The 26,644-nt window shown below is 32.2% G+C and carries 26 protein-coding genes; 13 read left to right on the top strand and 13 right to left on the bottom strand.

Annotated features, from left to right (window positions below; genetic code table 11):
* Positions 1-67 precede the first annotated feature (67 nt).
* The 4 genes from ACVCXO_RS11355 to ACVCXO_RS11340 are packed head-to-tail and all read right to left on the bottom strand — an operon-like array spanning position 68 to position 4,895.
* Entirely contained in the window at positions 68-1,603 is a 1,536-nt protein-coding gene (locus ACVCXO_RS11355; protein ID WP_452229703.1) for a bifunctional GNAT family N-acetyltransferase/carbon-nitrogen hydrolase family protein, read from the bottom strand.
* Positions 1,603-2,577 (bottom strand): deoxyhypusine synthase family protein, encoded by a 975-nt coding sequence (locus ACVCXO_RS11350; RefSeq protein WP_452229855.1) that lies wholly within the window; start codon positions 2,575-2,577, stop codon positions 1,603-1,605. Before ACVCXO_RS11350 ends, ACVCXO_RS11355 begins: the two co-directional genes overlap by 1 nt.
* Entirely contained in the window at positions 2,567-3,508 is a 942-nt protein-coding gene (gene speB, locus ACVCXO_RS11345) for an agmatinase (protein WP_452229702.1), read from the bottom strand. The genes ACVCXO_RS11350 and speB overlap by 11 nt, the downstream gene beginning before the upstream one ends.
* Entirely contained in the window at positions 3,498-4,895 is a 1,398-nt protein-coding gene (locus ACVCXO_RS11340) for an arginine decarboxylase (RefSeq protein WP_452229701.1), read from the bottom strand. Before ACVCXO_RS11340 ends, speB begins: the two co-directional genes overlap by 11 nt.
* Positions 4,896-5,851: 956 nt before the next feature.
* On the opposite strand from ACVCXO_RS11340, the gene ACVCXO_RS11335 reads away from it, so the two are divergent.
* From ACVCXO_RS11335 to ACVCXO_RS11300, 8 genes are all read left to right on the top strand, one after another.
* Positions 5,852-6,529 (top strand): hypothetical protein, encoded by a 678-nt coding sequence (locus tag ACVCXO_RS11335; RefSeq protein ID WP_452229700.1) that lies wholly within the window; start codon positions 5,852-5,854, stop codon positions 6,527-6,529.
* A 320-nt stretch (positions 6,530-6,849) separates the two neighbouring features.
* On the top strand, positions 6,850-7,419 hold the full coding sequence (locus ACVCXO_RS11330; RefSeq protein ID WP_452229699.1) for a sugar O-acetyltransferase: 570 nt from the start codon (positions 6,850-6,852) through the stop codon (positions 7,417-7,419).
* A 115-nt stretch (positions 7,420-7,534) separates the two neighbouring features.
* On the top strand, positions 7,535-7,840 hold the full coding sequence (locus tag ACVCXO_RS11325) for an ArsR/SmtB family transcription factor (RefSeq protein ID WP_452229698.1): 306 nt from the start codon (positions 7,535-7,537) through the stop codon (positions 7,838-7,840).
* 50 nt (positions 7,841-7,890) lie between these two features.
* A complete protein-coding gene (locus ACVCXO_RS11320) occupies positions 7,891-8,127 on the top strand; it encodes a thioredoxin family protein (RefSeq protein WP_452229697.1) in 237 nt (78 codons plus the stop codon).
* An 11-nt stretch (positions 8,128-8,138) separates the two neighbouring features.
* A complete protein-coding gene (locus ACVCXO_RS11315; RefSeq protein WP_452229696.1) occupies positions 8,139-8,546 on the top strand; it encodes an OsmC family protein in 408 nt (135 codons plus the stop codon).
* Positions 8,539-9,513: a permease gene (locus ACVCXO_RS11310; protein ID WP_452229695.1), complete on the top strand. Its 975-nt coding sequence runs from the start codon at positions 8,539-8,541 to the stop codon at positions 9,511-9,513. Before ACVCXO_RS11315 ends, ACVCXO_RS11310 begins: the two co-directional genes overlap by 8 nt.
* A 30-nt stretch (positions 9,514-9,543) precedes the next feature.
* Positions 9,544-9,984, top strand: coding sequence for a nitrophenyl compound nitroreductase subunit ArsF family protein (locus tag ACVCXO_RS11305; protein WP_452229694.1), 441 nt, complete (start codon positions 9,544-9,546; stop codon positions 9,982-9,984).
* A complete protein-coding gene (locus ACVCXO_RS11300; protein WP_452229693.1) occupies positions 9,985-10,695 on the top strand; it encodes an aromatic aminobenezylarsenical efflux permease ArsG family transporter in 711 nt (236 codons plus the stop codon).
* 392 nt (positions 10,696-11,087) lie between these two features.
* On the opposite strand, the gene ACVCXO_RS11295 is transcribed toward ACVCXO_RS11300, so the two are convergent.
* The 4 genes from ACVCXO_RS11295 to mvaD all read right to left on the bottom strand — a co-directional run bounded on the left by ACVCXO_RS11295 (position 11,088) and on the right by mvaD (position 15,222).
* Complete coding sequence (locus tag ACVCXO_RS11295) at positions 11,088-11,963, bottom strand: pseudouridine synthase (RefSeq protein ID WP_452229692.1); 876 nt, start codon at positions 11,961-11,963, stop codon at positions 11,088-11,090.
* Positions 11,964-12,174: 211 nt separating this feature from the next.
* Positions 12,175-13,086 carry a geranylgeranylglycerol-phosphate geranylgeranyltransferase gene (locus ACVCXO_RS11290; protein ID WP_452229691.1) on the bottom strand — a complete coding sequence of 304 codons (912 nt, stop codon included), beginning with the start codon at positions 13,084-13,086 and terminating at the stop codon, positions 12,175-12,177.
* A 65-nt stretch (positions 13,087-13,151) separates the two neighbouring features.
* Positions 13,152-14,081: a mevalonate kinase family protein gene (locus tag ACVCXO_RS11285; RefSeq protein WP_452229690.1), complete on the bottom strand. Its 930-nt coding sequence runs from the start codon at positions 14,079-14,081 to the stop codon at positions 13,152-13,154.
* A gap of 58 nt (positions 14,082-14,139) precedes the next feature.
* On the bottom strand, positions 14,140-15,222 hold the full coding sequence (gene mvaD, locus ACVCXO_RS11280) for a diphosphomevalonate decarboxylase (RefSeq protein ID WP_452229854.1): 1,083 nt from the start codon (positions 15,220-15,222) through the stop codon (positions 14,140-14,142).
* 200 nt (positions 15,223-15,422) lie between these two features.
* Between mvaD and ACVCXO_RS11275 the strand changes: the two genes are divergently transcribed.
* Together ACVCXO_RS11275 and ACVCXO_RS11270 are read left to right on the top strand one after the other, a co-directional pair.
* Complete coding sequence (locus ACVCXO_RS11275) at positions 15,423-15,956, top strand: TetR/AcrR family transcriptional regulator (RefSeq protein ID WP_452229689.1); 534 nt, start codon at positions 15,423-15,425, stop codon at positions 15,954-15,956.
* Positions 15,957-15,958: 2 nt separating this feature from the next.
* Positions 15,959-16,537, top strand: coding sequence for a TetR/AcrR family transcriptional regulator (locus tag ACVCXO_RS11270; protein ID WP_452229688.1), 579 nt, complete (start codon positions 15,959-15,961; stop codon positions 16,535-16,537).
* Here ACVCXO_RS11270 and ACVCXO_RS11265 read toward each other — a convergent pair.
* Both ACVCXO_RS11265 and ACVCXO_RS11260 read right to left on the bottom strand, forming a co-directional pair.
* A complete protein-coding gene (locus ACVCXO_RS11265) occupies positions 16,526-17,056 on the bottom strand; it encodes a DUF1697 domain-containing protein (RefSeq protein ID WP_452229687.1) in 531 nt (176 codons plus the stop codon). The two genes, ACVCXO_RS11270 and ACVCXO_RS11265, sit on opposite strands and share 12 nt — an antisense overlap.
* Positions 17,057-17,058: 2 nt before the next feature.
* Entirely contained in the window at positions 17,059-18,270 is a 1,212-nt protein-coding gene (locus ACVCXO_RS11260; protein WP_452229686.1) for an NAD(P)/FAD-dependent oxidoreductase, read from the bottom strand.
* 139 nt (positions 18,271-18,409) lie between these two features.
* Here ACVCXO_RS11260 and ACVCXO_RS11255 point away from each other — a divergent pair, with 139 nt between their 5' ends.
* Positions 18,410-19,252: a hypothetical protein gene (locus ACVCXO_RS11255; protein WP_452229685.1), complete on the top strand. Its 843-nt coding sequence runs from the start codon at positions 18,410-18,412 to the stop codon at positions 19,250-19,252.
* Positions 19,253-19,344: 92 nt separating this feature from the next.
* Entirely contained in the window at positions 19,345-20,553 is a 1,209-nt protein-coding gene (locus tag ACVCXO_RS11250; protein WP_452229684.1) for a Pycsar system effector family protein, read from the top strand.
* On the opposite strand, the gene ACVCXO_RS11245 is transcribed toward ACVCXO_RS11250, so the two are convergent.
* Positions 20,543-22,915, bottom strand: coding sequence for a GAF domain-containing protein (locus ACVCXO_RS11245; protein ID WP_452229683.1), 2,373 nt, complete (start codon positions 22,913-22,915; stop codon positions 20,543-20,545). The two genes, ACVCXO_RS11250 and ACVCXO_RS11245, sit on opposite strands and share 11 nt — an antisense overlap.
* A 200-nt stretch (positions 22,916-23,115) precedes the next feature.
* Between ACVCXO_RS11245 and ACVCXO_RS11240 the strand changes: the two genes are divergently transcribed.
* Positions 23,116-24,708, top strand: a complete 1,593-nt coding sequence (locus ACVCXO_RS11240; RefSeq protein WP_452229682.1) for a Kelch repeat-containing protein — start codon at positions 23,116-23,118, stop codon at positions 24,706-24,708.
* Between the two features lie 78 nt (positions 24,709-24,786).
* Here the strand turns inward: ACVCXO_RS11240 and ACVCXO_RS11235 are convergent, their stop codons facing one another.
* Together ACVCXO_RS11235 and ACVCXO_RS11230 are read right to left on the bottom strand one after the other, a co-directional pair.
* Positions 24,787-25,206 (bottom strand): hypothetical protein, encoded by a 420-nt coding sequence (locus ACVCXO_RS11235; RefSeq protein WP_452229681.1) that lies wholly within the window; start codon positions 25,204-25,206, stop codon positions 24,787-24,789.
* 11 nt (positions 25,207-25,217) lie between these two features.
* Positions 25,218-26,639: an alpha-amylase family glycosyl hydrolase gene (locus tag ACVCXO_RS11230; protein WP_452229680.1), complete on the bottom strand. Its 1,422-nt coding sequence runs from the start codon at positions 26,637-26,639 to the stop codon at positions 25,218-25,220.
* Between the last annotated feature and the right edge of the window lie 5 nt (positions 26,640-26,644).

The raw sequence follows: 26,644 nt of genomic DNA, 5'->3' as shown, positions 1-26,644 counted from the left end.
AATGTATTTTCATTTCCGCGAAAGCGCAAATCTAATCCTATAATTAATGTTTGAAAGTTTAAATATATTATTTATTGTTATTAATTCTAATAACATCGTAAAAATCTTTTCGTCTATCTTTTAAATTTTTTACTGCTCCAAAAGAATGCAATTCTTTTAACAGACTTAAATCGACATCTGCTACTAGAATCATTTCTGTATTTGTAGTCGCTTCTGCTTTGATTCCATTACTTGGAAATGAAAAATCACATGGCGTAAATACGGCAGATTGCGCATATTGAATATCCATATTATTAACATTCGGTAAATTACCAACGCTTCCTGAAATAGCCACATAACATTCATTTTCTATAGCACGAGCTTGTGCACATAAACGAACACGAGAATAGCCATTTTGCGTATCTGTTAAAAAAGGAATGAATAAAATATCCATACCTTCATCGGCCAACAAACGAGATAGTTCTGGGAATTCAGAATCATAACAAATCAAGATTCCAATTTTACCCGCATCGGTTTCAAAGGTTTGCAATTTGTTTCCGCGTTGCATTCCCCAAACTTTCGCTTCGTCTGGCGTTACATGAATTTTCTCATAACGCTCTAAACTTCCATCTCTTCGGCATAAATAACCCACATTAAATAACTTATCGTCTACCAGTTCGGGCATACTACCAGTAATAATATTGATGTTATAGGAAATAGAAAGCTGTTGCATTTTCTTTACAATAACTTCTGTAAATTTTGCCAACTCTCTAATAGCATCTGGCTCATGCATGTGGTTAAATTCTGCCATTAAAGGCGCATTAAAAAACTCTGGAAACACAGCAAAATCAGAACGATAAGCAGCAACGCTGTCTATAAAATATTCTACTTGTTGCATTAACTCATCCATACCTTTATACGGACGCATTTGCCATTGTATCAAACCAAGTCTTACAATACTTTTTACAGAACTTGCTTTTTTGTTTGGTTTGGTATAATAGATATTATCCCATTCCATTAAAACGGCATATTCATTGGAGGCTGTATCTCCTTCCAAATATCCTTTTAATACACGAACTGGGTGAAAGTCGTTAGAAATTTGAAAGTTTAAAACAGGATCATGAATTTCTTTACGCTTTACTTTTTCAATGTATTGTTTAGGCGTTAAATCGGTATGCTTATGAAAGTTTGGCATTCTTCCTCCAAAAACAATTCCTTTTAAATTTAAGTTTTCGCAAACCTCTTTTCTATAATCGTACAATCTTCTACCTAAACGTAAACCTCTGTATTGTGGTTTTATAAACACATCAATACCATAAAGCACATCGCCATCTGGATCGTGATTTTTAAAAGATTTCCCACCAATAATATCTTCATACGTATGTTCATCATCAATAGAATCATAATCTACGATAAGCGATAATGCACAACCTGCAATGTCTCCATCGATTTTTATAACCACTTGACCTTCTGGAAACATAGAAGTCAATTCTTCTATATGATGTTTTTTCCAATACGAATTAAGCACACCGCCATACGATTCTAAGGTAGCTTCTTTTAGCTCTTCAAAATCATTAACCGTTAAATACTTAAGCTCTATATTATCAATTTTATTTGTGTCCATTACTGATCTAAAAGATAAGCAAAAATTAAAGGAGCAACAATAGTTGCATCACTTTCAATAATAAATTTTGGAGTATCAATATCTAGTTTTCCCCAAGTAATTTTCTCGTTAGGAACTGCTCCTGAATACGAACCATAACTTGTTGTAGAATCACTAATCTGGCAGAAATAACTCCAAAATGGTGTTTCTGGTCTTTCCATATCTTGGTATAACATTGGCACCACACAAATAGGGAAATCTCCAGCTATTCCTCCTCCAATTTGGAAGAAACCAATTCCTTTTTGTGAATTATCGGTGTACCAATCTGCAAGAAACGTCATATATTCAATACCAGATTTCATGGTACTTGCTTTTAATTCACCTTTAAGCACGTAGCTAGCAAAAATATTTCCCATGGTACTGTCTTCCCAACCTGGACAAACTATTGGTAGATTTTTTTCAGCAGCAGCATACATCCAAGAGTCTTTTAAATCAATCTCGTAATATTGCTCTAATACTCCTGATAACAACATTTTATACATGTATTCATGCGGTAAAAAACGTTCCCCATTTGCTTCCGCATCTTTCCAAATTTTTACAATATGCTCTTGCAAACGTCTAAACGCTTCTTCTTCTGGAATACAAGTATCCGTTACTCTATTTAGTCCCTTCTCTAATAAATCCCATTCGTCTTGAGGCGTTAAGTCTCTATAATTAGGCACACGTTTATAATGCGAATGCGCTACTAAATTCATGATATCTTCCTCTAAATTTGCTCCTGTACAAGAAATGATTTGTACTTTGTCTTGGCGAATCATTTCCGCAAAACTTTTACCAAGCTCTGCAGTACTCATCGCTCCTGCCAGAGAAACTAACATTTTTGCACCACTGTCTAATTGTGCTTCATACCCTTTTGCTGCATCTACTAAAGCTGCCGCATTAAAGTGTAAATAGTGTTTTTCTATAAACTGTGAAATTGGTCCTTTAGTACGCATCTTCATCTTGAAATTTAGTATTGTTATTTTTATTTACTTTATCATCGTCAAAAGAGTTGTCATACACCTCTTCTGCTTCTTCATTTTTAAACTTATAGCTTAACATTTTATAGTATAATTTAGCCGCAAGAAAATCGGAAGATTTATCTATTTTATTTGGACAAAGTTCTACGATATCAAAACCTACTACGTTTTTCTCTTCAAAAACTTGTTTTAAAAACTCCATCGTTTCATACCATAGCAAACCTCCAGGTTCTGGAGTTCCTGTACTTGGCATAATAGAAGGATCAAAAACATCTAAATCTATAGTTATAAAAACGTTTTCTGTCATTTGATCAATAGCAGCATCCATCCAAGTATCATCTACAGCCATTTCATGAGCGAAATACGTTTTATCTTCATCCATAACCGTTTTTTCCATCACGTCCATAGAACGAATACCCACTTGAATTAAATTGGTATTCTGACTCGCTTCGTACATTGCGCAAGCATGGTTACACGTAGATCCTTCGTAGCTTTTACGTAAATCTGCATGTGCATCTAATTGTAAAACAGTTAAGCTTGGATACATTTCATTAAAAGCGCGAACCGTACCAATAGAAACCGAATGCTCACCACCAAAGATGGTTACAAATTTATTTCTTTTAATGTACTTTTTTGTTACTTGATGAACCGCTTCTACCATAGCTTCTGGCGAACTGTTCTCTGTTACAGCGTCTGCCAAATACACACCTTGATGGTATACTTCTGTTCCTGTTTCAATGTCATAAAGTTCCATGTTTGCTGAAGCATCTAAAAATGCTTCTGGACCTTTATCTGCTCCTTTTTGCCATGTACTTGTACCATCATAAGGCACAGGTATTAGTACAATTTTCGCTTTGTCTAATTTTGCTAAATCTTCTGGAATACCAGCATACGTTTTAGTTTGCATAACCTAAAATTTTAAGTAAGTCTTCACTTTTTTGTTGTTCACTAAATAGTTTAGTAGAGATTTTTCCGTCGGCATCTCTATCTATTAATATATGTTTTGGTGACGGAATTAAACAGTGTTGTAAACCACCAAATCCGCCTATACTTTCTTGGTAAGCTCCTGTATTAAAAAAGCCAATGTACAGTGGTTTATCTTTATTATATTTTGGTAAATAAATGGCATTCATGTGTTGCTCACTATTGTAATAATCATCGCTATCGCAAGTTAACCCGCCAAGCAAAACACGTTCATAACCTTGATCCCAACGATTTAATGGCAGCATGATAAAACGTTTATTAATTGCCCAAGTATCTGGTAATGTTGTAATGAAAGACGAGTTTATCATGTTCCACTTTTCACGATCATTTTGTTGTTTCTGGTACAATATCTCATAGATAGCGCCACCACTTTCACCAACGGTAAAACTTCCAAATTCTGTAAAAATATTTGGTACATCTACACCTTCTTCTTCGCAAGTCGTTTTAATTTGATTTACAATTTCGTCTACTAAATAAGCGTAGTCAAAATCGTAGGCAAGCGAGTTTTTTATAGGAAAACCTCCACCAATATTTAAACTATCTAATGTTGGACAAATCTTTTTAAGGCTTGTGTACACTTTTAAACATTTTTGCAATTCATTCCAATAATACGCATTGTCTCTAATTCCAGTATTAATGAAAAAGTGCAACATTTTAAGGTTCACTTTTTTATTATCTGCAATTTGATTTTTATAAAATGGTACAATATTTTTATAACCTATTCCTAATCTCGAGGTATAGAATTCAAACTTTGGTTCTTCTTCGGAAGCAATACGAATCCCTACATTAAATTTCCCGTTTATTTCTTCGGAAAGCAATTCTATTTCCTCATAATTATCGATAATAGGAATTGCATTTCTATGCCCTTCATTAATAAGTCTCGCAATATTTGTTACGTATTGCGCACGTTTAAAACCGTTGCTAATTACAAAAGTATCATTCGTAATTTTCCCTTCTTTTTTAAGGTTTTCTACAATATCAATATCAAAAGCCGAAGAGGTTTCAATATGAATATCATTTTGTAACGCTTCATGTAACACATGTTTAAAATGCGAGCTTTTTGTACAATAGCAATAGTTGTAGTTCCCTTTATAATCATGTTTTTCAATAGCTTCTGCAAACCATTTTTTTGCACGCTGAATATTGTTAGATATCTGCGGTAAATACGTGAATTTTAAAGGTGCTCCATATTGCTCTACAAGCTCCATAAGGTTGATATCATGGAAGCTTAGTTTATTGTCCTCTAGTTTAAATTCTTCTTGAGGAAAATCGAAAGTTTGATTGATTAGATCAAAATACTTGGTATTCATGTTTGTGTGTTTTGCTTTAATTGTAAATTATAACATTCTAAAGTTTATTTAAAATATTATAGCCTTTATTTTTAAAAAAAATATTGAAATATAAATCGGATAACAGCGCATAAAACACTGTTATAAAAAAGGTTATGAATTAATTCAAACTTGAATTTTTAGTTCTGTAGTAGGCACAAAGCCGTATTGATGCTGACTAGCACCGATGGTAGTATACTCGGAAGTTAGCTTTAAAATTCGGTCGCTTAATCTGTAAGCTGCTTTTGAATATGACTTCCTAATTTCCAAAAGCCCGAACATAGAAACAGTGTTCAATTTGTTCAGCTAAATGCAATACAAATGAAATGCTTTTTTTTGAATTGCAATGTTTTTTTGAAAAATTTTTTATTTTTTTTTTGAAATGGTTTTAAGGCTATTTACTACTTGCTTTTCTAAGAAAAATACTAACTTGTTTAATGTCTGATATAAGTCATTCAAAGAGATTAAGAACAACACCTACAATAGCAACCAAATAAAACACCCATAAGTGATGCATGATACAAGCATAAGCGCTGCAGTGATTATTTTCTTGATTTGCCATTTAGCAACCATTACTATTGGGTGTAAAACTCAAAAAACCACTTTATTAATTTCATATTTAAATGTAATTGTAGTGATAGGTGTATTTCTTTTTTGGATGATCTATACGCTGAATATAAAAAAACATATCTTCGAATTTAGAGCGTTATTTGTCATAGGGATGGAAGCCTGTATTTTAATATTCGCCCTGTTCTACATAATAGGTTTTCATAAAAAAACGTATGTAAAAGTTATAAATTATATAGGCTTTGGGGTTCATTTATTGATTGCAACAGGAATGCTTTATTATATATCGACATTCAAAATAGATAAACTTTTTTAATCATAAATTACGCTTGGAATTAAATAGTAAGTACTATACTAAAACACACCTAATAATGAAGATTATTAAAATTACCATATGGATTCTACTACTTGTATGCATTCCATTACAAGGATATGCTCAAATAGAAAACAAAATGACAAATAATTCAATCAGAATTCCATTAAAACAGGGAAAAAATCCTAGTACTCCATTTGAGAATTTAGTTATAGAACCTACTAATCTATTTATGCAATCAAAACCAATAAATACAGACTCTCCTCATATACAACTAGAATTAAATGTAGTTGAAAACAATAGTAAATATGCTACTTTTCTCTGGTATTATGGCGCGTCTAGTGGTAGTCAAAAAACAAACTATCCGAAAGCATATCAAAACTATTCCTTTTATTTAAAAATCAATAAAGAGGAAGTTACATTAGTTGTTGAAAAATTAGACTTTGAAAAAACAATATTTATAGATCTAGGTCAAACAGCTATTATTGGGAACCTTACCATTCTATTTAAAGATTATATTGGAGAATCATCTGTGGATATAAATGGAAATCAGACAGATTCTTTTAACACCTATAATATTTCGTTATCAGCAGGGAAAGAGCAGAAGACCATATCGTTTATGTCACTAAGTAAATATGATGGAAAAGAACAAACCTTAGAATGGAAGGATTATAAAATTATGATTTTGGAAGATTCAGAAAAAGCAATAAAGTTAATCGTGTTTAAAAAACAATAACTCCATTACTAAAAAAACACTTTAAGCGTATTTAACCTCTTTCCTTTCTGCTATATACTTCTGTGTTCTTATTTTTTAAGACCAATTTTATCTATCCACATAAGATTGGACACAACATTTCTCAGATTGACTTGTATACCAGGATTATACTATGTTTCCATTTTCAAAGAAATACTAGAACAACGAAACGCTCTCTAAGAAATAACAACCTCTTTAAACCAATAAAAATAAAATGATTAAAGGTATTTCTTGTCTTTATTTTTTAAGTAATTAGCTATAAACATGATCATACCCATTAAAAACATAAAACACAGGAACTAATGAGTAACCCTATAAAAACAGAAAAGCAAAAAATGTTATCTGGCAAGCTTTATAATGCCCTAGATATAGAACTTAGCCAAGAACGCTTGAAAGCTAGGTTATTAATAAAAGAATTAAATGACCTTAAGGAAGACGAGAAAGAAAAACGAGGTGAAATCTTAAAAGATTTAATTCCGAATCAGGAGAAAAACCTTTGGATTCAAACTCCTTTTTATTGTGATTATGGTTACAATTTAATTGTTGGCGAAGGTGTGTTCTTTAATTATAATTGTATTGCTCTGGACGTTATGCCTATAAAGATTGGCCCCAGAAGCTTGATGGGCCCAAATGTGCAATTATATACTGCAACACATCCTATGGATTTTAAAAAAAGAGCTTCTGGGCTAGAATTTGCTAAACCGATAACTATAGGAGAAGATGTTTGGTTAGGTGGTGGCGTAATTGTCTGTCCAGGAGTTACTATTGGAGACAGAACAGTAATTGGAGCAGGAAGTGTTGTTACTAAAGATATGCCTTCTGATGTTTTTGCAGCTGGAAATCCTTGTCGGATTATAAATTCTAAAAACTAATTTCTTGCTATTCAAAAAATCAAATATGATAAAAGTCATATTTCTCCATCTAAACCTATCGTACATTTACGATAAGAAGTCCATTGCATTTTTATAATCCATAAAAAATTAGCATTTGAAAAGAAGTTTAGAACATATAGCCTATAAAGAAGACACAACATCTTTAGCTAAATTTGCAAAAGCATTAGGACATCCTACACGTATTGCTATTTTAAAACATCTAGAAAAGCAATCTTGTTGTTGTACAGGCGATTTAGTAGAAGTATTTCCTTTGGCACAGTCTACAATTTCTCAACATCTTAAAGAGTTAAAAAATGCTGGTCTTATTCAAGGAGAATTGAAACCTCCCAAAATAAAGTATTGTATTAATCAAGAAAACTGGAAGATTGCAAAATCATTATTCGCGCAGTTTTTTGATTGATATTTTTTCAAAAACACATCGTCTATTGGCGATAAACAAATAGAGATATTATGAGTAAAGTAATTAAAATTTTAGGAACAGGTTGTCCAAAGTGTCAATCTATGACGAAGGTTGTTACCGATGTAATTACCGAAAACAATGTAGATGCAACTATTGAAAAAGTAGAGGATATTATGGAAATCATGAAATTTAATATCATGACAACACCCGCTTTAGTAATAGATGATGTTATTACTATTAAAGGTAGAGTACCTTCAAAAACAGAAGTATTGGCTCTTTTAAATTAAAAGTACGAATTATGAATTATCAGATACAGGCTTCTTCCATTGCAAATCAGGATGCCGTTATTCATATTAAGGAATCGAATATCGATTTTGGAACAACCTCTAAAACCACTACAACCTTACCAAATCCTGCCGAATTATTCTTAGGATCATTCTCTGCATGCATGTTGAAGAATGTAGAACGTTTTTCAGGCATGATGAAATTCACCTATTCAAAAGCGACATTGGAAGTGCAAGCGACTCGTCTAGAAAATCCGCCAAGAATGGACAATATCATTTATAATTTAACCATTTATAGCAACGATGAAAAACTCAATATAAGCCTACTAAAAAAGAACATTGAAAAATTTGGCACTATCTACAATACCGTAAAATTGTCATGTTCTATTTCTGGTACCATTAACACTATAAAAAATGTTTGATTGGTTACAACATTTTACAGATTGGTTGATTTATTCTGTTTTAAAAATTGGAGCAGAATCCCATTTAGGAATTGCTTTGAATTTCTTTGTGTACGATACACTAAAAATTCTGATCCTTTTATTTATCATCGTTTTTATAATGGGAATTGTAAATGCATATTTTCCAATTGAAAAACTTAAAGATTATCTCCATAAAAAAAAACTTTACGGTTTAGAATACTTCTTCTCTTCTGTGTTTGGAGCAATAACTCCTTTTTGCTCTTGTTCTTCGGTACCTTTATTTATTGGTTTTGTACAAGGAGGAATTCCGCTAGGCGTTACTTTTTCTTTTTTAATTACATCTCCTTTAGTTAATGAAGTTGCCATAGCCATGTTTATTGGTATGTTTGGTATAAAAGCGACTTTAATCTATGTGATATCTGGTATTTTATTAGGTACACTTGGTGGTTGGCTACTTGGTAAATTTAATCTAGAGCCATTGCTTTCCGATTGGGTAAAAAAGATTTTGGAAAACAAAATGAAACAAGCTAATTATCAAGAAGAAAAACAAACTTTCTACCAACGATTACCTGAAATAACACGTGGCGCTTGGGATATAGTAAAAAGCGTTTTACTTTATGTAATTATAGGAATTGCAATTGGAGCAGCAATGCATGGCTATGTACCAGAAAACTTCTTTAATGCCTATTTGGGAGGTGGCGAATGGTGGACGGTTCCATTAGCAGTATTAGTTGCCGTACCCATGTATGCCAATGCCGCAGGAATAGTTCCTGTAATTCAAGTTTTTGTTGCTAAAGGCGTTTCATTAGGAACTGCTATTGCTTTCATGATGGCAACTGTAGGTTTGTCCATTCCAGAAGCAACCTTACTAAAAAAGGTAATGTCTTTAAAGCTAATAGCCATATTTTTCGCTGTAATAACGCTTTGTATTATCCTTTCCGGATATCTGTTTAACTTCTTATTATAAAAAAATAACGAAAACAAAAAAATGAAAACCATGTACAAAACATTTAAATTATTAGCGGTTATAACCATCGGTTTTACACTTACTTCTTGTAATAGTAAAAACAAAACGGACGTAGCATCTGTTGATACATCTATTGCTAAAATTGAAGTAATAGATTTCCATTCTACACATAGATGTATGACTTGTAATGCTATTGAAGCAAATACAAAATATACATTGGACACCTATTTTTCTAAGGAAATGAAAGCCGACAAAATCACCTTTCAAGTAATAAATGTAGATAAAGAGGAAAACGAACAAATTGCTGAAAAATTTGAAGCATCTGGAACTGCCTTAATTTTGAATGTGATAAAAAGCGGAAGAGAAACTAAAATAGATTTAACCGAATTTGCTTTTATGGAAGGCAACGACAAAGAAACCTTTTCTAAACAATTGAAGGCAAAAATTGACACGGAATTAAAAATGCTGTAAATGGATTTTTTACAGTCCCTTTTAGAGCAATATAATATTCCTATTGTATCTGCATTTCTCCTAGGAATAATGACAGCTATTAGTCCGTGTCCTTTAGCTACCAATATAACTGCAACTGCTTTTATTTCTAAAAATATTTCGAGTAAACGGAAAGTACTATTTAGCGGATTATTATATTCTATTGGAAGAGGATTTAGTTACACAACCATTGGATTGATCCTTTATTTTGGAGCAAGCAAGTTTCATATTGCTCGATTTTTTAATCAGAATGGTGAAAAATATTTAGGTCCGCTATTGCTAGTAATCGGTTTGATAATGCTAAATGTTATTAAACTGCCTTTTTTCGGGAAATTTAATTTTCAAGAAAAGCTATCCGAAAAATTTAAAGACAAAGGTTTACTAGGTTCTTTTTTAATTGGAGTGGTGTTTGCTTTAGCCTTTTGCCCGTATAGTGGCGCATTATTTTTCGGAATGCTAATACCAATGACCATTGCATCTGCCAACGGACTTTATTTACCAATAGTATTTGCTTTTGGAACTGGATTACCTGTAATTCTATTTACCTATTTAATCGCTTTTACCATTGGAAAAGTTGGTGTATTTTACAACCAAATCACCAAAATAGAAAAGGTAATGCGAACCGTTGCAGGTGTCGTTTTTGTATTAACAGGCTTGTACTATATTTTTATTTTTACGGGAATAATAGAATAGTCAAAATGCAGACCTCCAAATAGACTTATAACAGAATCCATAAGGTTTGCAATACGGCTAAAATGCATCTATTATTTTTAAAATCGCTAACTAGTTCTTTATTAAAAGGCACCTTAACCTTCGCCTCTTTTTTTATAACACTATTATTTTAACACCTATAAATAGATGTAGCAGAATGGCCTCTTCAAATTTATTCTTTAAGGAAACTACGTTTTATTTCTAACCTTTCATTCAATTTTAAGATTGCCTTAAAAACCATTAATTCTTTATAAACAGGTATCTGTAAAGGCTATAAATTTTATAAAGCTATTTTCAGATTAAAGCAAAAAAAATGCTCCGGGAAACGAAGCATTTTTAATAGTAATATGACTTTTGTAATAGTAAATTAAATACTACAACATTTTCAATGTATTCAACTCTTGTTCTGTTAGATGTTTCCAGTGACCACGAGGAAGATCTTTTTTTGTAAGATGTCCAATTGCCACGCAATCTACAGCTACAATCTCGTATTTTAAGCTATCAAAAATAGCACGAAGTACGGTATTTCCTGTGTTTTTAATTTTAAGACCAATTTCTTTTTTAGAAGCGCCTTCTATATAACTAATTTCTTCGACAGTGATTAGTTTTCCTTCGATTCTAAAACCTTCTCTAATTTTTTTAAGGTCTTCTATCTTCAGGTTTTTATCTAATTCTATTTGAAATAAACGCGATACACCATTTTTAGAATTGGTGAATTTTTTAGCAACTAAATCATCATTGGTAAACAACAATAATCCTTTACTATTTCTACCTAATCTACCTATTGGCTTAATTCTAGAATTGGTTGCATTGGCAACTAAATCCATAACCGTACGTCCTTTACCTTCACTTGTAGTAGTTGCAAAACCTTTTGGTTTATTTAATAAAACGTATGCTTTTTTCTCTGGATTTATTCTAGAACCATCAAAACGAACCTCATCTTCTAGTTTCACTTTGTAACCCATTTCTGTAACTATCTTTCCGTTTACAGAAACTAAACCTGTTGCAATATGCATATCTGCGTCTCTACGAGAACAAACACCTGAATTTGCGATGTACTTATTTAAACGCATTTGATCCGGATCAGATGCTTTTTGTGGCTTCTGTGTTTTTTGCGGCTTTTGCGTTTTATTTCCTGCTGCTTTCTTTTTTACTGGAGCATTTCCTCTTTCATTGCTTTGGCTACGTGTATTAGTATTTCCACGTCCTGAAAGCTTCCCTTTGCTTTTACTATCTCTTGGCTTACTCATAATTTTTCCCCAAGTAAATGGGAATATTTTAATTTATTAAGCTACAAAGATATAGTATATATTATGATTTACGATTGTGGATTAACGATTTTTGATACTCATCCTTTCTTGCGTTAGCGATTGCAACGGCATCCTTTTTTGAGATACGAGAAAAAGATATAGTGGAAAGCGCGTTGCTACGTAGTTTATACGTAGTAGCAAACGCCATAATTTATATTAAAACGAGCTTATTTAAAAGCAAATCTACATCTATTAGTAAAATGCTAAAAACACCGGATACTATTATAAACTTTAAGATATTATGTAAGATTAAATATTGTGTTTTTGTATTCGATTTAAAGAGTAATATTAGAAACGCCCCTAATAATATGGTGCTCACATAAAAGAAATAATCCATTTTTCCAATTTGATATCTACTGACTAATAAATAGGATGGAATAAGTGTTAAAGCACTTAAAATGGTAAGCATGCCTTTTGAATATTTTACACCATAAACAATAGGGATGGTTTTATAATTAAGTGCCAAATCTCCTTTTATATTTTCTAAATCTTTTACTAATTCGCGCATAGATACTATTAAAAACAAAAATGCGGCATGTACAAAAATTACATGTTCGAAATTTCTGTAGTACATAAAAATGGCAAAAAATGGCGTTATGGTTAGTATTGCCGAGGTGATATTACCAATAATTGGCATCTTTTTTAGCTTATGTGAATAAAACCAAATAGCAAAAATATATACCGAAAAGAAAACTACTGCTTTAAACGAAACTGCACTTACCATAATTACAGCAAGAAAGTTTAGTACAAAATAAAAGGATAGTTTAGTGTTTTGACTCACCAGTTTATCTAACATAGATTTTTGTGGTCTATTTATTAGATCTTTTTCTGAATCGTAAAAATTATTAATAATATAACCTCCTGCTATTGTTGCCGCAGACGCTAAAACTAACAGCAGTAAATTGACATCTAAAACTACTTGGCGTAAAGGTTTATCATGTGCTAAAATGTAAATAGAGGTAACGTATTGTGCAATTACTACAATTAAGATATTGTAGCCTCTAACCACAGAAAACATGCTGAAAAATTTTAGCCAAATATGTTTTTGTTTTCTGGAAAGCATAAATTTATTTAATGAAACTCTAATAACTACACTTCATCAAGTTTAGTAGAACAATTCATGAAGTATTAGAAATTATAAACCACTTCTAATTTATACCCTTTAAGCGATTGTTTTGCTTTCTCAAAGTTTTCTGTAAAACCTAAAATATAACCGCCACCACCAGAACCACAAAGTTTTAAGTAGTACTCATTGGTTTCAATTCCTTTTTTCCAAAGTTCATGAAACTGCATTGGTATCATTGGTTTAAAGTTGTTTAGCACGACTTTAGATAATTGCTTGGTATTCTTAAACAGGGACTTTATATCTCCTTTTAAAAAATCATCTACACAAGCATCTGTATGTTTTGTAAATTGGTCTTTTAGCATACTTCTAAAACCCTCTTGTTTCATGTTCTCCATAAAAATGCTAATCATTGGTGCAGTTTCACCAGTAATTCCGCTATCTAACAAAAAGACAGCTCCTTTACCATTATTGGTTTGTGAAGGAATTCCTGTTGCTTCAATATTATCTTGAGAATGTATTAGAATAGGAATGCTTAAATAACTATTTAAAGGATCTAGTCCAGAAGATTTACCATGAAAAAACGATTCCATTTCAGAAAAAACGCTTTTTAACTTCAATAGTTTTTCGCGTGTTAAGTTTTCTAGAACGGTAATTTTACCTTGTGCATATTTGTCATAAATAGCAGCTACCAATGCGCCAGAGCTACCAACACCATAACCTTGTGGTATCGAAGAATCAAAGTACATTCCTGCCTGAACATCTTCTTCTAATTTATTTAAATTAAAGACAACAACGTCTTCTTTTATTTCTTTTAAATGGGAAACAAAGTTTTTTAAACTAGCGTTAGATTTAACTGCTTCTTCCGATGGGTTATCATCCATTTTTAAAGCACCATTATAGAAACTATAAGGAATAGATAATCCTTTAGAGTCTTTAATGATTCCGTATTCACCAAAGAGTAAAATTTTCGAGTAAAAAAGGGGTCCTTTCATAAATATTTTGCGTTACAAACTATTATTAGTAGTAACTTATATCAAATATACGTAATTTTTATTGTTTTCGTTTAGCACCAAAGCCAATTCTGTCGCAAATATAATGTCCATTTTGGCAATACGCAACTAATTCATTTTTAATAAACTCGATACATTCTGCGGCTTCCTTTTCTGGATACAGCACGTGTACATTTGCTCCGGCGTCTAAGGTAAAACTAATATGCAATCCTGTTTGCTTTCTAAACGCCCAAATAGCATTAATTATTTTGAGGGTATTTGGTTTCATTAAAATAAAATACGGCATGCTTGTCATCATCATAGCGTGAAGCGTTAGGGCTTCACTTTCTATAATTTCAATAAATGCATTTAAATCTCCGGTTTTTAAAATGTCCATAAGTTTGGTCATATTCTCTTTAGCTTGCGTAAAACGTTGTTGTGCAAAAGGATGATTATGCATTAAATTATGACCAACCGTACTACTTACTTGCTTTTCGCCTTTATCTACTAAAAGAATAGTGTCTTGATAGTTCTTGAAGTTATGATGTACTTGGTACGGATATTTTACAGCATACAGATCAGAGCTCGTTTCTATCTTTTCATGTTTTCCCCAAACAATAAGATCACCTTCTACGCTTCTACAAGCACTTCCTGATCCTAATCTTGCTAAAAAAGATGCTTTTTGATTAAAGTATTCTAGCGTAATTTCGGGATTTATTTCTTTTTCTATAGACATTAAACAAAGTGCCAAAGCGCTCATTCCAGAAGCAGAAGATGCAATACCAGAACTATGCGGAAATGTATTTGCAGTTTCAATTGTAAAATGATAGTCTTTTAAAAAAGGTAGATATGCTTCAATACGTTTAAAGAAAGTTTCGATTTTCGGTTTAAAATCTTGATTCTTTTTGCCTTCAAAAATAACATCAAAAGAAAAAGAGTTGGTATCTTCTTTTTTAGAAAAACTTAAGCTTGTCGTTGTTTTACAGGCATCTAAAGTAAAACTGATAGATGGGTTTTCTGGTATCTGGTTTTCCTTTTTTCCCCAATATTTAACCAAGGCAATATTACTAGGCGAAGACCAAGTAAATTGTCCATCATTAATTACTTTATTATTTCCAGAAAATATAAACGAAGCGGTTTCCATGATGTGCAAATTAGTCTGCAAATATAACTTATTACATAGCATGTATGTATAGCTTTTATTCCAAAAAACTTAAAATAATAGGTATTTCATCGTAATTGTTTTTAAAAAAATAGTAGAATTCCTTATTTTTTGTAGATTGGAAAACCGAATGACTATTCAATCAATTATCTGTGTATAAAAAACAAAGAATTCTTATTACAATGTTAGAACTTGTAGTAAAACAGGGTGTAAATGCAACACCTATGTATCAGGTTGCTAAAGAATCTAACGTAGCAATAGGCACCATTTATAATTATTTTAAAGACAAAGAGGACGTGCTTTGTCAAATCTATAAAATGATTAGAGAGGATTTTGGCACTATTCTTATTCTAAAAGAAGAAAACCAAAATCCTGAAGAAGTATTTAAAAAATACTGGGTCGATTTATTTCATTATTATGTTAGCAATCCCTATGCTTTTCATTTTTATGAACACATAGCTAAAGCCCCTATTATACCCATAGAGTTAATTGAAGAAACAAAAATACACTATAAACCGCACGCCGCTTTTTTCTGGAAAGGGATAAAAGAAGGTTTCCTTAAAGATATGCATATTACACTATTAGTACAAATAGCGTATAGTAATGTTGTTGCTGCTGTTCATTTAAAATTAAACGGTGTTTTACCAATGACAAATACACAGATTAAGGAAGCCGCAAATGCTTCTTGGGATGCTGTAAGACAAATTAAAGATTAACGATGAGCAAAAAACAACGTATTATACTCACCATGTTAGAGCTTGTTGTTAAACAAGGATATCATGCTACACCAATGTCTCAGGTTGCTAAAGAAGCCAATGTTGCTGTAGGTACCATTTATCATTATTTTGAAACCAAAGAGAAAATTATTGAAGCTATTTTTTTGATGGTTTATAAAGATTTAAGCATCGTTCTACTAACAAACAGTAAACCTAGTGCTACCTATAAAACTCAATTTACCACCATGTTGTATAACATGTATAATTATTTCTCAAGCAATCCTTTAGCTTTTTATTTTATTGAATATGTTGGTGTCCCTCCAATTATCTCTCCTGAAATTGTAAAAAAAACAGTACCATTCTATAAAACAATAACAGACTTCTTTTTTAAAGGAATTACAGAAAAAAAAGTAAAAAACATGGACGAAACTCTAATCATGAAATTATGTTACGGACTTATATCTTCTGTTGTAAAACTAAAAATTAAAGAAGAGGTACCAATGCATACAAAACAAATAGACCAATCTATTGAAGCTTGCTGGGATGCTATAAAATATTCTGAGAATAAATTATTTGCTTAGAGATAACAACTTCACCATCGTATTATAGTTTCTGGCTGTTGCTACCGTTTCCAACATGCGTTCAAAATAATTAGCGTTGCATTTTGATTTTCCGTAGCCTGCTTGGTTATACAAATAAATACAGGTATTCGTAATTTTAAATTCTTCCGATTTATATACTTTTTTTGAAGCTTCTTTTATCAACTCTTTACTTGGTGTGTCTTGCAATAAGATAAAATAGCTTTTTACTTTTCTCTCTTCTTCAAAAGGAGAATTATTAAAAATCAATTCTAATTCTTCTTTTGTTTTTACTAAAACAGAAACTTCAAATTGAAAATGAGCCCGTATGGCTTTATGTATTTTATCCTCAATAATTTTTGTGTTTTCTTCGGAAGACTGCAAAACAACATTACCACTTTGTATATAGGTTTGCACATTTTGAAAACCTGTTTTGGTTAACAATTCACGCAATGTTGCCATGGGTACTTTTTTATGACCTCCAACATTAATCCCTCTTAATAAAACAACGTATGTTTCCATTTTTATTTAGAAATGTGTTGCGAAGCAATATAGGCTCCTGTCCATGCATTTTGAAAATTAAAACCTCCAGTTATCGCGTCAACATTAATGATTTCACCAGCAAAGTATAGGTTTTTATGCAGTTTACTTTCAAAAGTTTTAAAGTTTACTTCTTTTAGATCGATTCCTCCTGCGGTGACAAATTCGTCTTTAAAAGTACTTTTTCCATCTACGTTAAAATGCGCTTTGGTTAATTGTGCTGCAAGTGCTTCTAATTGATTTTTATTTAAATCTGCCCAACGTGTTTCTTCCGTTATTTCAGAAGCCAAAACTAGCTGTTGCCACAAACGTTTTGGTAAATTGAATTGCGGTGCTTTTAAAACTGATTTTTTAGCTAGATCTAGTTTCAAACCTTTTAAAACATCTATGCAATCTTCGAAAGTGATTTTAATAAAGTTGATTTCAATAGTAAATTTGTAGTCTAACTTGGCAAGTTCTAAAGCACCAAAAGCCGACAGTTTTAAAATAGAAGGCGCACTCATACCAACGTGCGTTATAAGTAATGGCCCTTCGGAAAACAACGAGGTACCAACAACCTGTATTTCTACATTTTGTGCCACAACTCCAGGAATATCTTGGATGCGTTTATCTTTTATATTGAATGTAAACAACGAAGGTACTGGTAGAATCACTTTATGATCTAGTGTCTCCATAAGCTTCCACATTTTGGGGCTACTTCCTGTGGCTACCAATATTTTTTTTGCTGAAAATTCTTCCGCTTGTGTGATGACAGTCCAAGAATTTTCATCTTTTATAATCGACTTTACGGTTTGGCTATATAAAACTTCCACTTGATGTTTCTTCGTTTCGTTTAAAAAACAATCAATAATGGTTTGTGAGGTATTAGACTCTGGAAACATACGACCGTCTTCTTCTATCTTCAAAGCGACGCCGCGCTCTTCAAACCAAGCAATAGTATCTCCAGTCATAAATTTATGAAAAGGACCAAGCAATTCTTTTTCGCCTCTAGGATAATTTAAAACTAATTCTTGAGGAATGAATTCGGCATGCGTGACATTACAACGGCCGCCACCAGATATTTTCACTTTCTGTAAACCTTCCTTTCCTTTTTCTAGTATTGCTATTTTTAATTCCGGATTTTGAACTGCTATATTAATTGCTGCAAAAAAACCTGCTGCACCTCCACCAATAATTATTACATCTTTTTGTTTCATGTGTTTATTTCTATTGTTTTTCATAGGTCACATGTAGCATCCATTTAATCCTTATCTTTGATTATCTGGTTTTAGTTATGGATGTTTCATAATCTTTTAAAAACCACGTAAATTTAACATTAATAAATGAAAAACTGCTTTGAATAAATTCCTTATCCTAATAATATTTTTATACGCTAGTTGCGGTTCCAAAGAATTTAAAAGCGCAATAGATTTACCTTCCGATTTAAACGAAGTCTCTGGTACAGAAATCGCTGTGCATTCTGATTTAATCTGGATGGTAAACGATAGTGGTAACAAACCCATTCTCTTTGGACTTAACACAAAAGGAGAAATCAAAAAAGAATTAGAAATCGAGGCTAAAAACCATGACTGGGAAGATTTAGCAAGTGACCCTGAAGGAAATATTTATATTGGCGATTTTGGAAACAACGAAAGTAAACGCAAAAACTTAGCCATTTTAAAAGTAAGTGCTTCTGATTTACAAAGCGATACTTCGGTAGAAATCGAGCGTATTTCTTTTAAATATCCAGATCAAGAAAAATTTCCACCAAAAAAGAAAAAAAGGTATTTCGATTGTGAAGCTTTCTTTTATAGCAATAACAGCTTTTATTTATTTACTAAAAGTCGCGTAAAAGGCGATTTCGGAAAAACTAGTTTATATAAAATCCCTGCAAACGCAGGAATGCATGAAGCCGAATTTTTAGGAACATATTCTAATTGTACTGATTTACGATGCTGGATAACTGCGGCAGATATTAGTCCGGATGGCACAAAAATGGTATTGCTAAACCAGAAATCGGTTTTACTTTTTACAAACTTTAAAGGGAATGATTTCTTTAATGGCACCATAAAAGAATTTCCTTTTGGTTATGAATCACAAAAAGAAGGTATTTCTTTTAAAGACAATAACACCGTTTATATTACCGACGAAAAAGCACATGGAGCAGGTGGGAATTTATATGAATTCTCTTTAAATTAATACGGTAAGCATTTCTATAATTTTCGACTAAAATAATCGTTTACTAAACATTAATTAAAGTTTAGTATTTTTACTCAAAATCATATCTTTTTATGGACCATCTTATTGCTGAAGCAGAGAAACATGTTATTACCCTTCTAAATACACATTTAGACCATGCTTTTGTTTATCATAATTTGACGCATACGCAAAACGTTGTAAAAAAAGCAACAGAATTAGCAGATCTAGCGAACTTAGATCCTACCCAAAAAAAACAATTAATAATTAGCGCTTGGTTTCATGATGTTGGTTTTACAAAAAGTATTGATGACCACGAAACACATAGTGCAGCTATAGCTACTGCATTTTTAAAAGAGCACCATGCCACTGCTGAAGATATTCAAGTGGTTAACGATTTAATTCTAGCAACTAAAATGGACTATACGCCAAAAACGCAGCTAGAAGCATTTCTTCGTGATGCCGATTGCGCGCATGTTGGAAATAAGAATTTTAGAGATGTTACGCAACTTTTAAAGAAAGAGTTAGAACTAACAAGTCAAAAGGAATTAACAAATACAAAGTGGCTAGAAGAAAATATTAATTTCCTTACCGAGAAGCATACCTTTAGTAGCGACTTAGCGGTTTCCCTTTGGGAGAAAGGCAAAAGTAAAAATCTTGCAAAACTACTAAAAGACCAAAACAAACAAAAAACAAATAAAGCGAAGTTAAAGCAGAAAAAAGCAGAGCTTCAATTTAAAAAAGATAAAATAGAAATTCCAGAACGTGGTATAGAAACCATGTTTCGAGTAACGCTTAAAAACCACATAACCTTAAGTGACATTGCAGACACAAAAGCGAATATTTTACTATCTGTAAATGCGATTATAGTTTCTCTAGTATTGGCTAATCTTTTACCTAAACTAGATAATCCGTCAAACGGTTACCTAATTTATCCAACCGTAGTTTTTGTTTTATTCACTGTTGCTTCTATGATTTTATCCGTTTTAGCTACAAGACCAAATGTAACTAGAGGAGAATTCACCAAAGAGGATGTTGCCAATAAAAAAGTAAACTTATTATTCTTTGGGAATTTTCATAAAATGAAATTAGAAGAATTTGAATGGGCAATGGGAGAAATGATGAAAGACAAAGACTATTTATATTCTGCCATGAAAAAAGACCTTTACTTTTTAGGTTTAGTTTTAAACAGAAAATATAAAATACTACGTGTTACGTACACTGTTTTTATGATTGGAATTATTTGTAGTGTTATTGCTTTTGCTGTTGCTTTTCAGTATGCAGGAATTAACATTAAGCCTTAATCTCTTTCATTAAATCATTATACGTATAAAACGCTTTATCCTCTTTGTTTTTGTGATACAATACACTTACGCGCAAAGCCTTTAAACCGGTTACTGCTTGTAAGTCTTGTAGTTCTAAAATCTCTACATCGGTATCTAAATAATTTTTAGATTGTAAAAACTTGATATAACGTAAATACTCTATTTCGTCTTGCTTTTGCGAATACACAATAGTAATTTTTCCCTTTTGGGTAATACGTTCTGTAGTACCTTTTATAAATGCTTTATCGACACGTTTTTTTACAATTTCGTATCTAGCATTATACGTACCATCTACATCAAATTGCTTTTCATCCATTCTAAAACTTATGGATAATGGCTGATTAAAAACCAATATCATCGAAGCAACATCTAAGGCCACAGGAAAATTATTTTTCATCTGGTAATAGCTATTTTCCATTTCGCACATCACTTGTAATTGCCACAATCTTAAATTGTACAAGTAGATTGGATTAAAGCTATCTTCTTTAGTAATAGACTCTCCAATGTACATGTTGTGTTCCACTCCATCCGTTTTAAAACGCTCAAAATAATGCGGATACATTTTTTGTGCTTTCACTTGTTTCTTATCCAAAAGCGAAGCCATTTCTCTATTAATTATAGTCACGGTATCATCATATTGTTTTCTATGACTATACACTACTTTGACAGTATCGTCTATACTTTCATAATAGGTTTCTATTTCAGGTTTTAAAGTTTTTACAGAAATAAGGTGCTCTAATACTGGTTCTATATCTTGATTAAAAAAGGAAGTTATTTGCTGTTCACTATCTACTTGAAAATGATCCACTAGGTCTTTTAAATATTCATTTATTTGAAAGATAAACTGATCATAGATAGGAAGCTTATCTAGTTTAGATGCACTTTTTAAAATAGATTTTACAGCATTTAATTGTAATATTAAATCTTGTTGTGTTGCCAAATTTCTGGCTTCCGATGAACCTTTAATATCTATTTGACCATAAAGCGGATAAATATTATCGAAAGCTATTTTACTAAAATTTGGCTCTTTTCCTTCTATTTGGGCCCTAATAAACTTTTTAGCTTCCTTTACAAACCTCCAGTTAACACTAGAATGAATAGAAGTGCATTCCTGCTGAATAATAGCTTCTATTAAATTTTCTTCATCGTTTTTAGAACGCTCTACTGCAGAAACAATAAAAGGCATAATATCTGCCAGTTTATTGGCATTAATGCTATTGAGTATTTTTGGTTTTTCGGAAACTATTTCCAGAATTCCCATAACCCCTTTCTCATTAGCAATAGGTGCAAAAATAGCACTTTGAATTCCTTGTTTATGCAGCGCGCTTATATGCGGAATTTTTCCTTGTGTTTTTTCAAACATGTCATTAACATTAGACACCGAAAAATATCTTTTTTCAACTAAAAGTCTATTGTAAGACCATTTACATAAAGTGTCACAACACTTCGAAGTATCTTGATCATCTAACAAAAAACTATTCATTCCAGATCCATACACACGATCAAAAGTATCGTCTTCTTGATTATAGATAGAAAACCCAACCTGTATATCTTTTAGTCCTAATAAGGAACGAAAAATCTCATGGAAGCCTTCCATAAAAGACGCATCCTTTCTTTTATTTTCGCCTATTAAAGTAGATTTAATATTAGAAATAGATTGGTCGTTAGTAACATCAAACATATTCGATATTACAAACCCTTTAAAGTCATAGCTATTTGGCGGAAACTTTGCCTTCCATAAAGCTATATTTTCAAAATTATCGATTAATTCATCGTAATCTTCTTGTGTGATTTTTGGTGCATTTTTGTTTGGGATAATCTCAACAAAGTCTGCATTATATAATATTTTGTAATACTTTTTTATTCCATTTCTATCTGGAATTTCATAATAAAAAGGTCTTTTAAAATCTAAGGAATAGCCATAATAATAATTTAAAATAGTAACACAAGCCAACATATACTTGTAATCTACAGACATGTTTTTTATTTCCAATTCATAATCTTCTCCAGCTGTTTCCACTATGGATTTAAAACGTTCTGAAGAATTAAAAACGATATCTTCAAAAGGTATAGAAGCTGTTTTTATTTCATTTTTAGTTAATACAGGACTAAACGAGTCTTGTAAAATAATTTGGATTTCATTTTTATGGATTTCTAGTAACTTCAAGTCCGAAAACCCTTCCCGAAGAATAGGGTAAGCTGCAGCAGTTTTCAAAACACGCTTCGCCTTTTTAGCAAGAAATTCATCCGAATTTGTTGCTAAATCCTCATAATGTTCGAGTAGCTTATTAAAGCTAATCTTTAAACGCATTGGGGATTCTGACAGACTAATTAATTTCATTTAAAAATACTTTATTGTGCAAAAATACAATTTTATTGATTAGTCGTAGTAAGTGAGAAAGCTTAACATGTTATTAAATTAAGTTTTATTTATATAGACTACAAAAAATCTAATCAAACAATTAAATCCCTTTTTCCCCTTTTTAACCCTTAATTTTAATAAATTTACTAGGTATTAAGCTATTACATCAAAATAATCACATGAAAAAAATTACACACAAACCACATTATTGGTTTTTACTCTTTACTTTTTTGAGTTTCACACCTCATTTGTTAGGACAAACTTGGACAGATAAAAACGAAGATGAAAGTTATATCGCCAGACACGAATTTGGTTTTACACAAGCGGGCGATAAATTCTTCCTTTTTGGAGGCAGAGAATCCCCTAAAGTATTAGACGTTTATGACTATACATCTAATACTTGGTCTAATGGAGGAATGGCTCCTGTGGACTTTAATCATTTTCAAGCAGTGACTTATGAAGGCTTAATTTGGGTCATTGGTGCTTTTAAAACAAACGAACCAAACCCCGAACTATCTGCAGATTATATTTACATGTATAACCCTGCAAGTCAACAATGGATTCAGGGTATGGAAATACCTACCGCTAGAAAACGTGGTGCAGCTGGTTTAACCATGCACAATAACAAATTTTATTTAGTTGGAGGAAATGTGTATGGCCATGGTGGCGGTTACGTGCCTTACTTCGATGAATTCGATCCTGCAACTGGCACATTTACGTCCTTAGCAGATGCTCCGCATGCAAGAGATCATTTTCATGCCGTTACCTATAACGACAAAATTTATGCTTTAGGAGGCAGACTTACAGGCGGTGCAGGCGGATTATTTGCACCTCAAGTACCTGAAGTAGACGTGTATGATTTAAACACTAATCTTTGGTCTACATTAGCCGCAAGTAGTAATATACCAACACCAAGAGCTGGAGCAGGAACTGTTTTATTTCAAAATGAAATATATGTTATTGGTGGCGAAACTACTTTTGGAAGTGCGACCGGTAATAACGGCCAACGCGATATTGTAGAAGCTTTCGATCCTTTAACAGGAACTTGGACAACCAAAGACAATCTAAATTATTACAGACATGGTATTCAAGCAATAGTTTCAGGCGATGGCATAGTAGTTATTGGCGGTTCTAATGGTGGGACTTCTATGAAAAATATGGAATATTATAATATGGATAATCCGACAGGAAGTCCTAATGTGAATAGCACTTTTGCTGCAGATGAAACCACTAAAACTTTTCAATATGGCGCTAGTTATGGTACCGTGAATATCCCTATTACACTATCCAATAACTTAGGAACCACAGCAACTTATATTGATACGATTACTATTTCTGGAGCAAATTACACTTTAAATGCGACCTACAGCAACTTACTTTTAGGTGCGAATCAAGATTTAATTATTCAAGCGGTTTTAAATGATACTTCCCAAAATATGAGTTCCGGAAATGTGCTAGTAACGTACAATAACAATTCAACTTTAAATATTGCATTAGAAGGCACACTCAATCCAACTTTATCTGTTGCTAATCCCGACGATTTAAAGACACTTAAGGTATATCCAAATCCTACAAAATCGACATTCCAATTAAATACAAAAAGCACACAATTAAATGTGTTTGATATTACTGGAAAATCCATAAAAGTATTTCATGGTGATTTTAGTAACGAGCATTCTTTTAATATTTCTAAACTTTCAAAAGGCGTTTATTTTATTCAGGTAAAGAATGCTTCGCAGGTTAGTGAAACAATAAAAATTATTAAAATATAATTTCCGTCGCTATTTTAAACAAAAAATCTCTTGATAATAATACACCAAGAGATTTTTTAATACGTATTCATTGCATCTTTAATTGATATACGTCCAATTAAAACCATCGCTAATTACAATAATTGTTCGGGAACCATTTTCATACATATAAAGTTCTGAACTTCCTGTTGTGGATCCTTTTGGAAACAAAGATCCTGCAGTAGTGGTTAATTTTGCAGTATTCAAATTATTAATATTTCTAATAATATATATTCTACCAGGAAAAGCAGTTGGGTCTGGCAATATAAATTCACCATTATGCATTTGCGGATCTATAGACAAATAAACACCATCGCTTATACTCGTTGGCGTTGTACTTCCTGTTAACTTAATATGTTTTACAGAAAGATTCCCATTAATATCTAAAGTACTTTTAGGATCTGTTGTACCAACACCTACTTGCGCAAAAATCGCAGTACTAAAAAGGCAAAAACAACATATCAATAAAATATTTTTCATGAATTTAAAGTTTATTGCATTAATATTTTATATTCCCAAGCACCTAAGGAAATAGCATCACCATTAAACTCCAATGCTGTATTAGACATATAATCGATATAGTTCCCTTTTTGTGGTAAACTTACTTCTAATGGCTCTGCAGACATATTTGCTACATACATAATGGTACTTCCATTTTTGCTTCGTGTAAATGCTAAAACATTTTTATTCGCAACTTCTATTTTTTCGTAAGAAGCAGGATCTTTTCCTCCATGCAATGCGGAACTTGTCGTTTTTAGTTTTCCTAGTTTTTCTAAAATTGGCCACATTTTCCCTTTAGTATGCGGAAAACTATCTTTTTCAAAAAAGAGTAATTTATGATCTAAATCGTATTCCTGACCCGAATAAATTAAAGGCATCCCAGGCGTTAAGTAACTTAAAGCAGTCATCGCTTCGGAGGCATTTCCCATGCGTTCTTTGATGGTTCCATTCCAAGAATTTTCATCATGATTGGTTACAAAGTTCATAAGAATATCATTGGCTTCATATCTATCCAAATCGGCTTGTACTGCATTCGTAAATTCGGCAGCATCCTTTTCTCCTTGTGCTATATGATTCATAGCATGATGTCTATCCCAACCATAAGCCATATCGAATAATCCTTCTTTTAATAACGCTGGTTCCCAAGCTTCCGCTAGCATAAAAATATCCTTTTTAGCTCTTAATTCTGGAATCGCTTGTTCCCAAAAGTCAGTTGGTACAGATCCCGCAACATCACATCTTAAACCATCCACACCTTCATTTGTTAACCAGTAGCTCATGTCTGCAATCATTTCTTTACGCATCTCTTGATTGTCGTAATTTAAATCTGCAACATCTGTCCAATCCGTATCTGCTGGGTGCACCACTTCCCCTTTATCATTTTGTGTATAATATTCCGGATTGGTTTTTAACCAGGTATGATCCCAACCGGTATGATTTGGAACCCAGTCTAAAATCACATAAATTCCATTATCATGTGCTGTGTTTACCAATGTTCTAAAATCTTCTATGGTTCCGAACTCTGGGTTGATTTTGGTGAAATCGGAAACCGCATAATAACTCCCTAAATATTTCCCTTGTTCAGCTTCTGGGAAATCGGTTGCAAACTTGCTATCTTCTCCTCCTGTTGCTTTACGTTTTGTTTCTGAAATAGGAAAAACTGGCATCAGCCAAATTACCTTTACTCCTAATTGTTTTAACTGCGGAATGTCTTTGGTAAAAGCATCAAAAGTTCCTTCTGTAGAATATTGACGAATGTTAGCTTCGTAAATCACAGCTGTTTCTAAATCTGTATCTGAGATTGGTTTAAGAGCTATTTTTTCTTCTGAAACTGTTTCGTTTTCAACTTGTTTCTTTTCTTCTTTACACGCCAAAATGCTGATAAAAAAGACTAATGCGATTACTTTTTTCATAGTTG

This window comes from Lacinutrix sp. MEBiC02404 (genome assembly GCF_053601575.1).
The sequence above is the reverse complement of the archived record's forward strand: the minus strand, read 5'-3'. Positions and strand labels throughout refer to the sequence as shown.

What these genes read in the sequence shown, in the direction of transcription:
- ACVCXO_RS11355 (WP_452229703.1), bottom strand. Translation starts at nt 1,603, where the DNA reads ATGGACACAAATAAAATTGATAATATAGAGCTTAAGTATTTAACGGTT.
- ACVCXO_RS11350 (WP_452229855.1), bottom strand. Translation starts at nt 2,577, where the DNA reads ATGCGTACTAAAGGACCAATTTCACAGTTTATAGAAAAACACTATTTA.
- speB (WP_452229702.1), bottom strand. Translation starts at nt 3,508, where the DNA reads ATGCAAACTAAAACGTATGCTGGTATTCCAGAAGATTTAGCAAAATTA.
- ACVCXO_RS11340 (WP_452229701.1), bottom strand. Translation starts at nt 4,895, where the DNA reads ATGAATACCAAGTATTTTGATCTAATCAATCAAACTTTCGATTTTCCT.
- ACVCXO_RS11335 (WP_452229700.1), top strand. Translation starts at nt 5,852, where the DNA reads ATGAAGATTATTAAAATTACCATATGGATTCTACTACTTGTATGCATT.
- ACVCXO_RS11330 (WP_452229699.1), top strand. Translation starts at nt 6,850, where the DNA reads ATGAGTAACCCTATAAAAACAGAAAAGCAAAAAATGTTATCTGGCAAG.
- ACVCXO_RS11320 (WP_452229697.1), top strand. Translation starts at nt 7,891, where the DNA reads ATGAGTAAAGTAATTAAAATTTTAGGAACAGGTTGTCCAAAGTGTCAA.
- ACVCXO_RS11315 (WP_452229696.1), top strand. Translation starts at nt 8,139, where the DNA reads ATGAATTATCAGATACAGGCTTCTTCCATTGCAAATCAGGATGCCGTT.
- ACVCXO_RS11310 (WP_452229695.1), top strand. Translation starts at nt 8,539, where the DNA reads ATGTTTGATTGGTTACAACATTTTACAGATTGGTTGATTTATTCTGTT.
- ACVCXO_RS11305 (WP_452229694.1), top strand. Translation starts at nt 9,544, where the DNA reads ATGTACAAAACATTTAAATTATTAGCGGTTATAACCATCGGTTTTACA.
- ACVCXO_RS11300 (WP_452229693.1), top strand. Translation starts at nt 9,985, where the DNA reads ATGGATTTTTTACAGTCCCTTTTAGAGCAATATAATATTCCTATTGTA.
- ACVCXO_RS11295 (WP_452229692.1), bottom strand. Translation starts at nt 11,963, where the DNA reads ATGAGTAAGCCAAGAGATAGTAAAAGCAAAGGGAAGCTTTCAGGACGT.
- ACVCXO_RS11290 (WP_452229691.1), bottom strand. Translation starts at nt 13,086, where the DNA reads ATGCTTTCCAGAAAACAAAAACATATTTGGCTAAAATTTTTCAGCATG.
- ACVCXO_RS11285 (WP_452229690.1), bottom strand. Translation starts at nt 14,081, where the DNA reads ATGAAAGGACCCCTTTTTTACTCGAAAATTTTACTCTTTGGTGAATAC.
- mvaD (WP_452229854.1), bottom strand. Translation starts at nt 15,222, where the DNA reads ATGGAAACCGCTTCGTTTATATTTTCTGGAAATAATAAAGTAATTAAT.
- ACVCXO_RS11275 (WP_452229689.1), top strand. Translation starts at nt 15,423, where the DNA reads ATGTTAGAACTTGTAGTAAAACAGGGTGTAAATGCAACACCTATGTAT.
- ACVCXO_RS11270 (WP_452229688.1), top strand. Translation starts at nt 15,959, where the DNA reads ATGAGCAAAAAACAACGTATTATACTCACCATGTTAGAGCTTGTTGTT.
- ACVCXO_RS11265 (WP_452229687.1), bottom strand. Translation starts at nt 17,056, where the DNA reads ATGGAAACATACGTTGTTTTATTAAGAGGGATTAATGTTGGAGGTCAT.
- ACVCXO_RS11260 (WP_452229686.1), bottom strand. Translation starts at nt 18,270, where the DNA reads ATGAAACAAAAAGATGTAATAATTATTGGTGGAGGTGCAGCAGGTTTT.
- ACVCXO_RS11250 (WP_452229684.1), top strand. Translation starts at nt 19,345, where the DNA reads ATGGACCATCTTATTGCTGAAGCAGAGAAACATGTTATTACCCTTCTA.
- ACVCXO_RS11245 (WP_452229683.1), bottom strand. Translation starts at nt 22,915, where the DNA reads ATGAAATTAATTAGTCTGTCAGAATCCCCAATGCGTTTAAAGATTAGC.
- ACVCXO_RS11240 (WP_452229682.1), top strand. Translation starts at nt 23,116, where the DNA reads ATGAAAAAAATTACACACAAACCACATTATTGGTTTTTACTCTTTACT.
- ACVCXO_RS11235 (WP_452229681.1), bottom strand. Translation starts at nt 25,206, where the DNA reads ATGAAAAATATTTTATTGATATGTTGTTTTTGCCTTTTTAGTACTGCG.
- ACVCXO_RS11230 (WP_452229680.1), bottom strand. Translation starts at nt 26,639, where the DNA reads ATGAAAAAAGTAATCGCATTAGTCTTTTTTATCAGCATTTTGGCGTGT.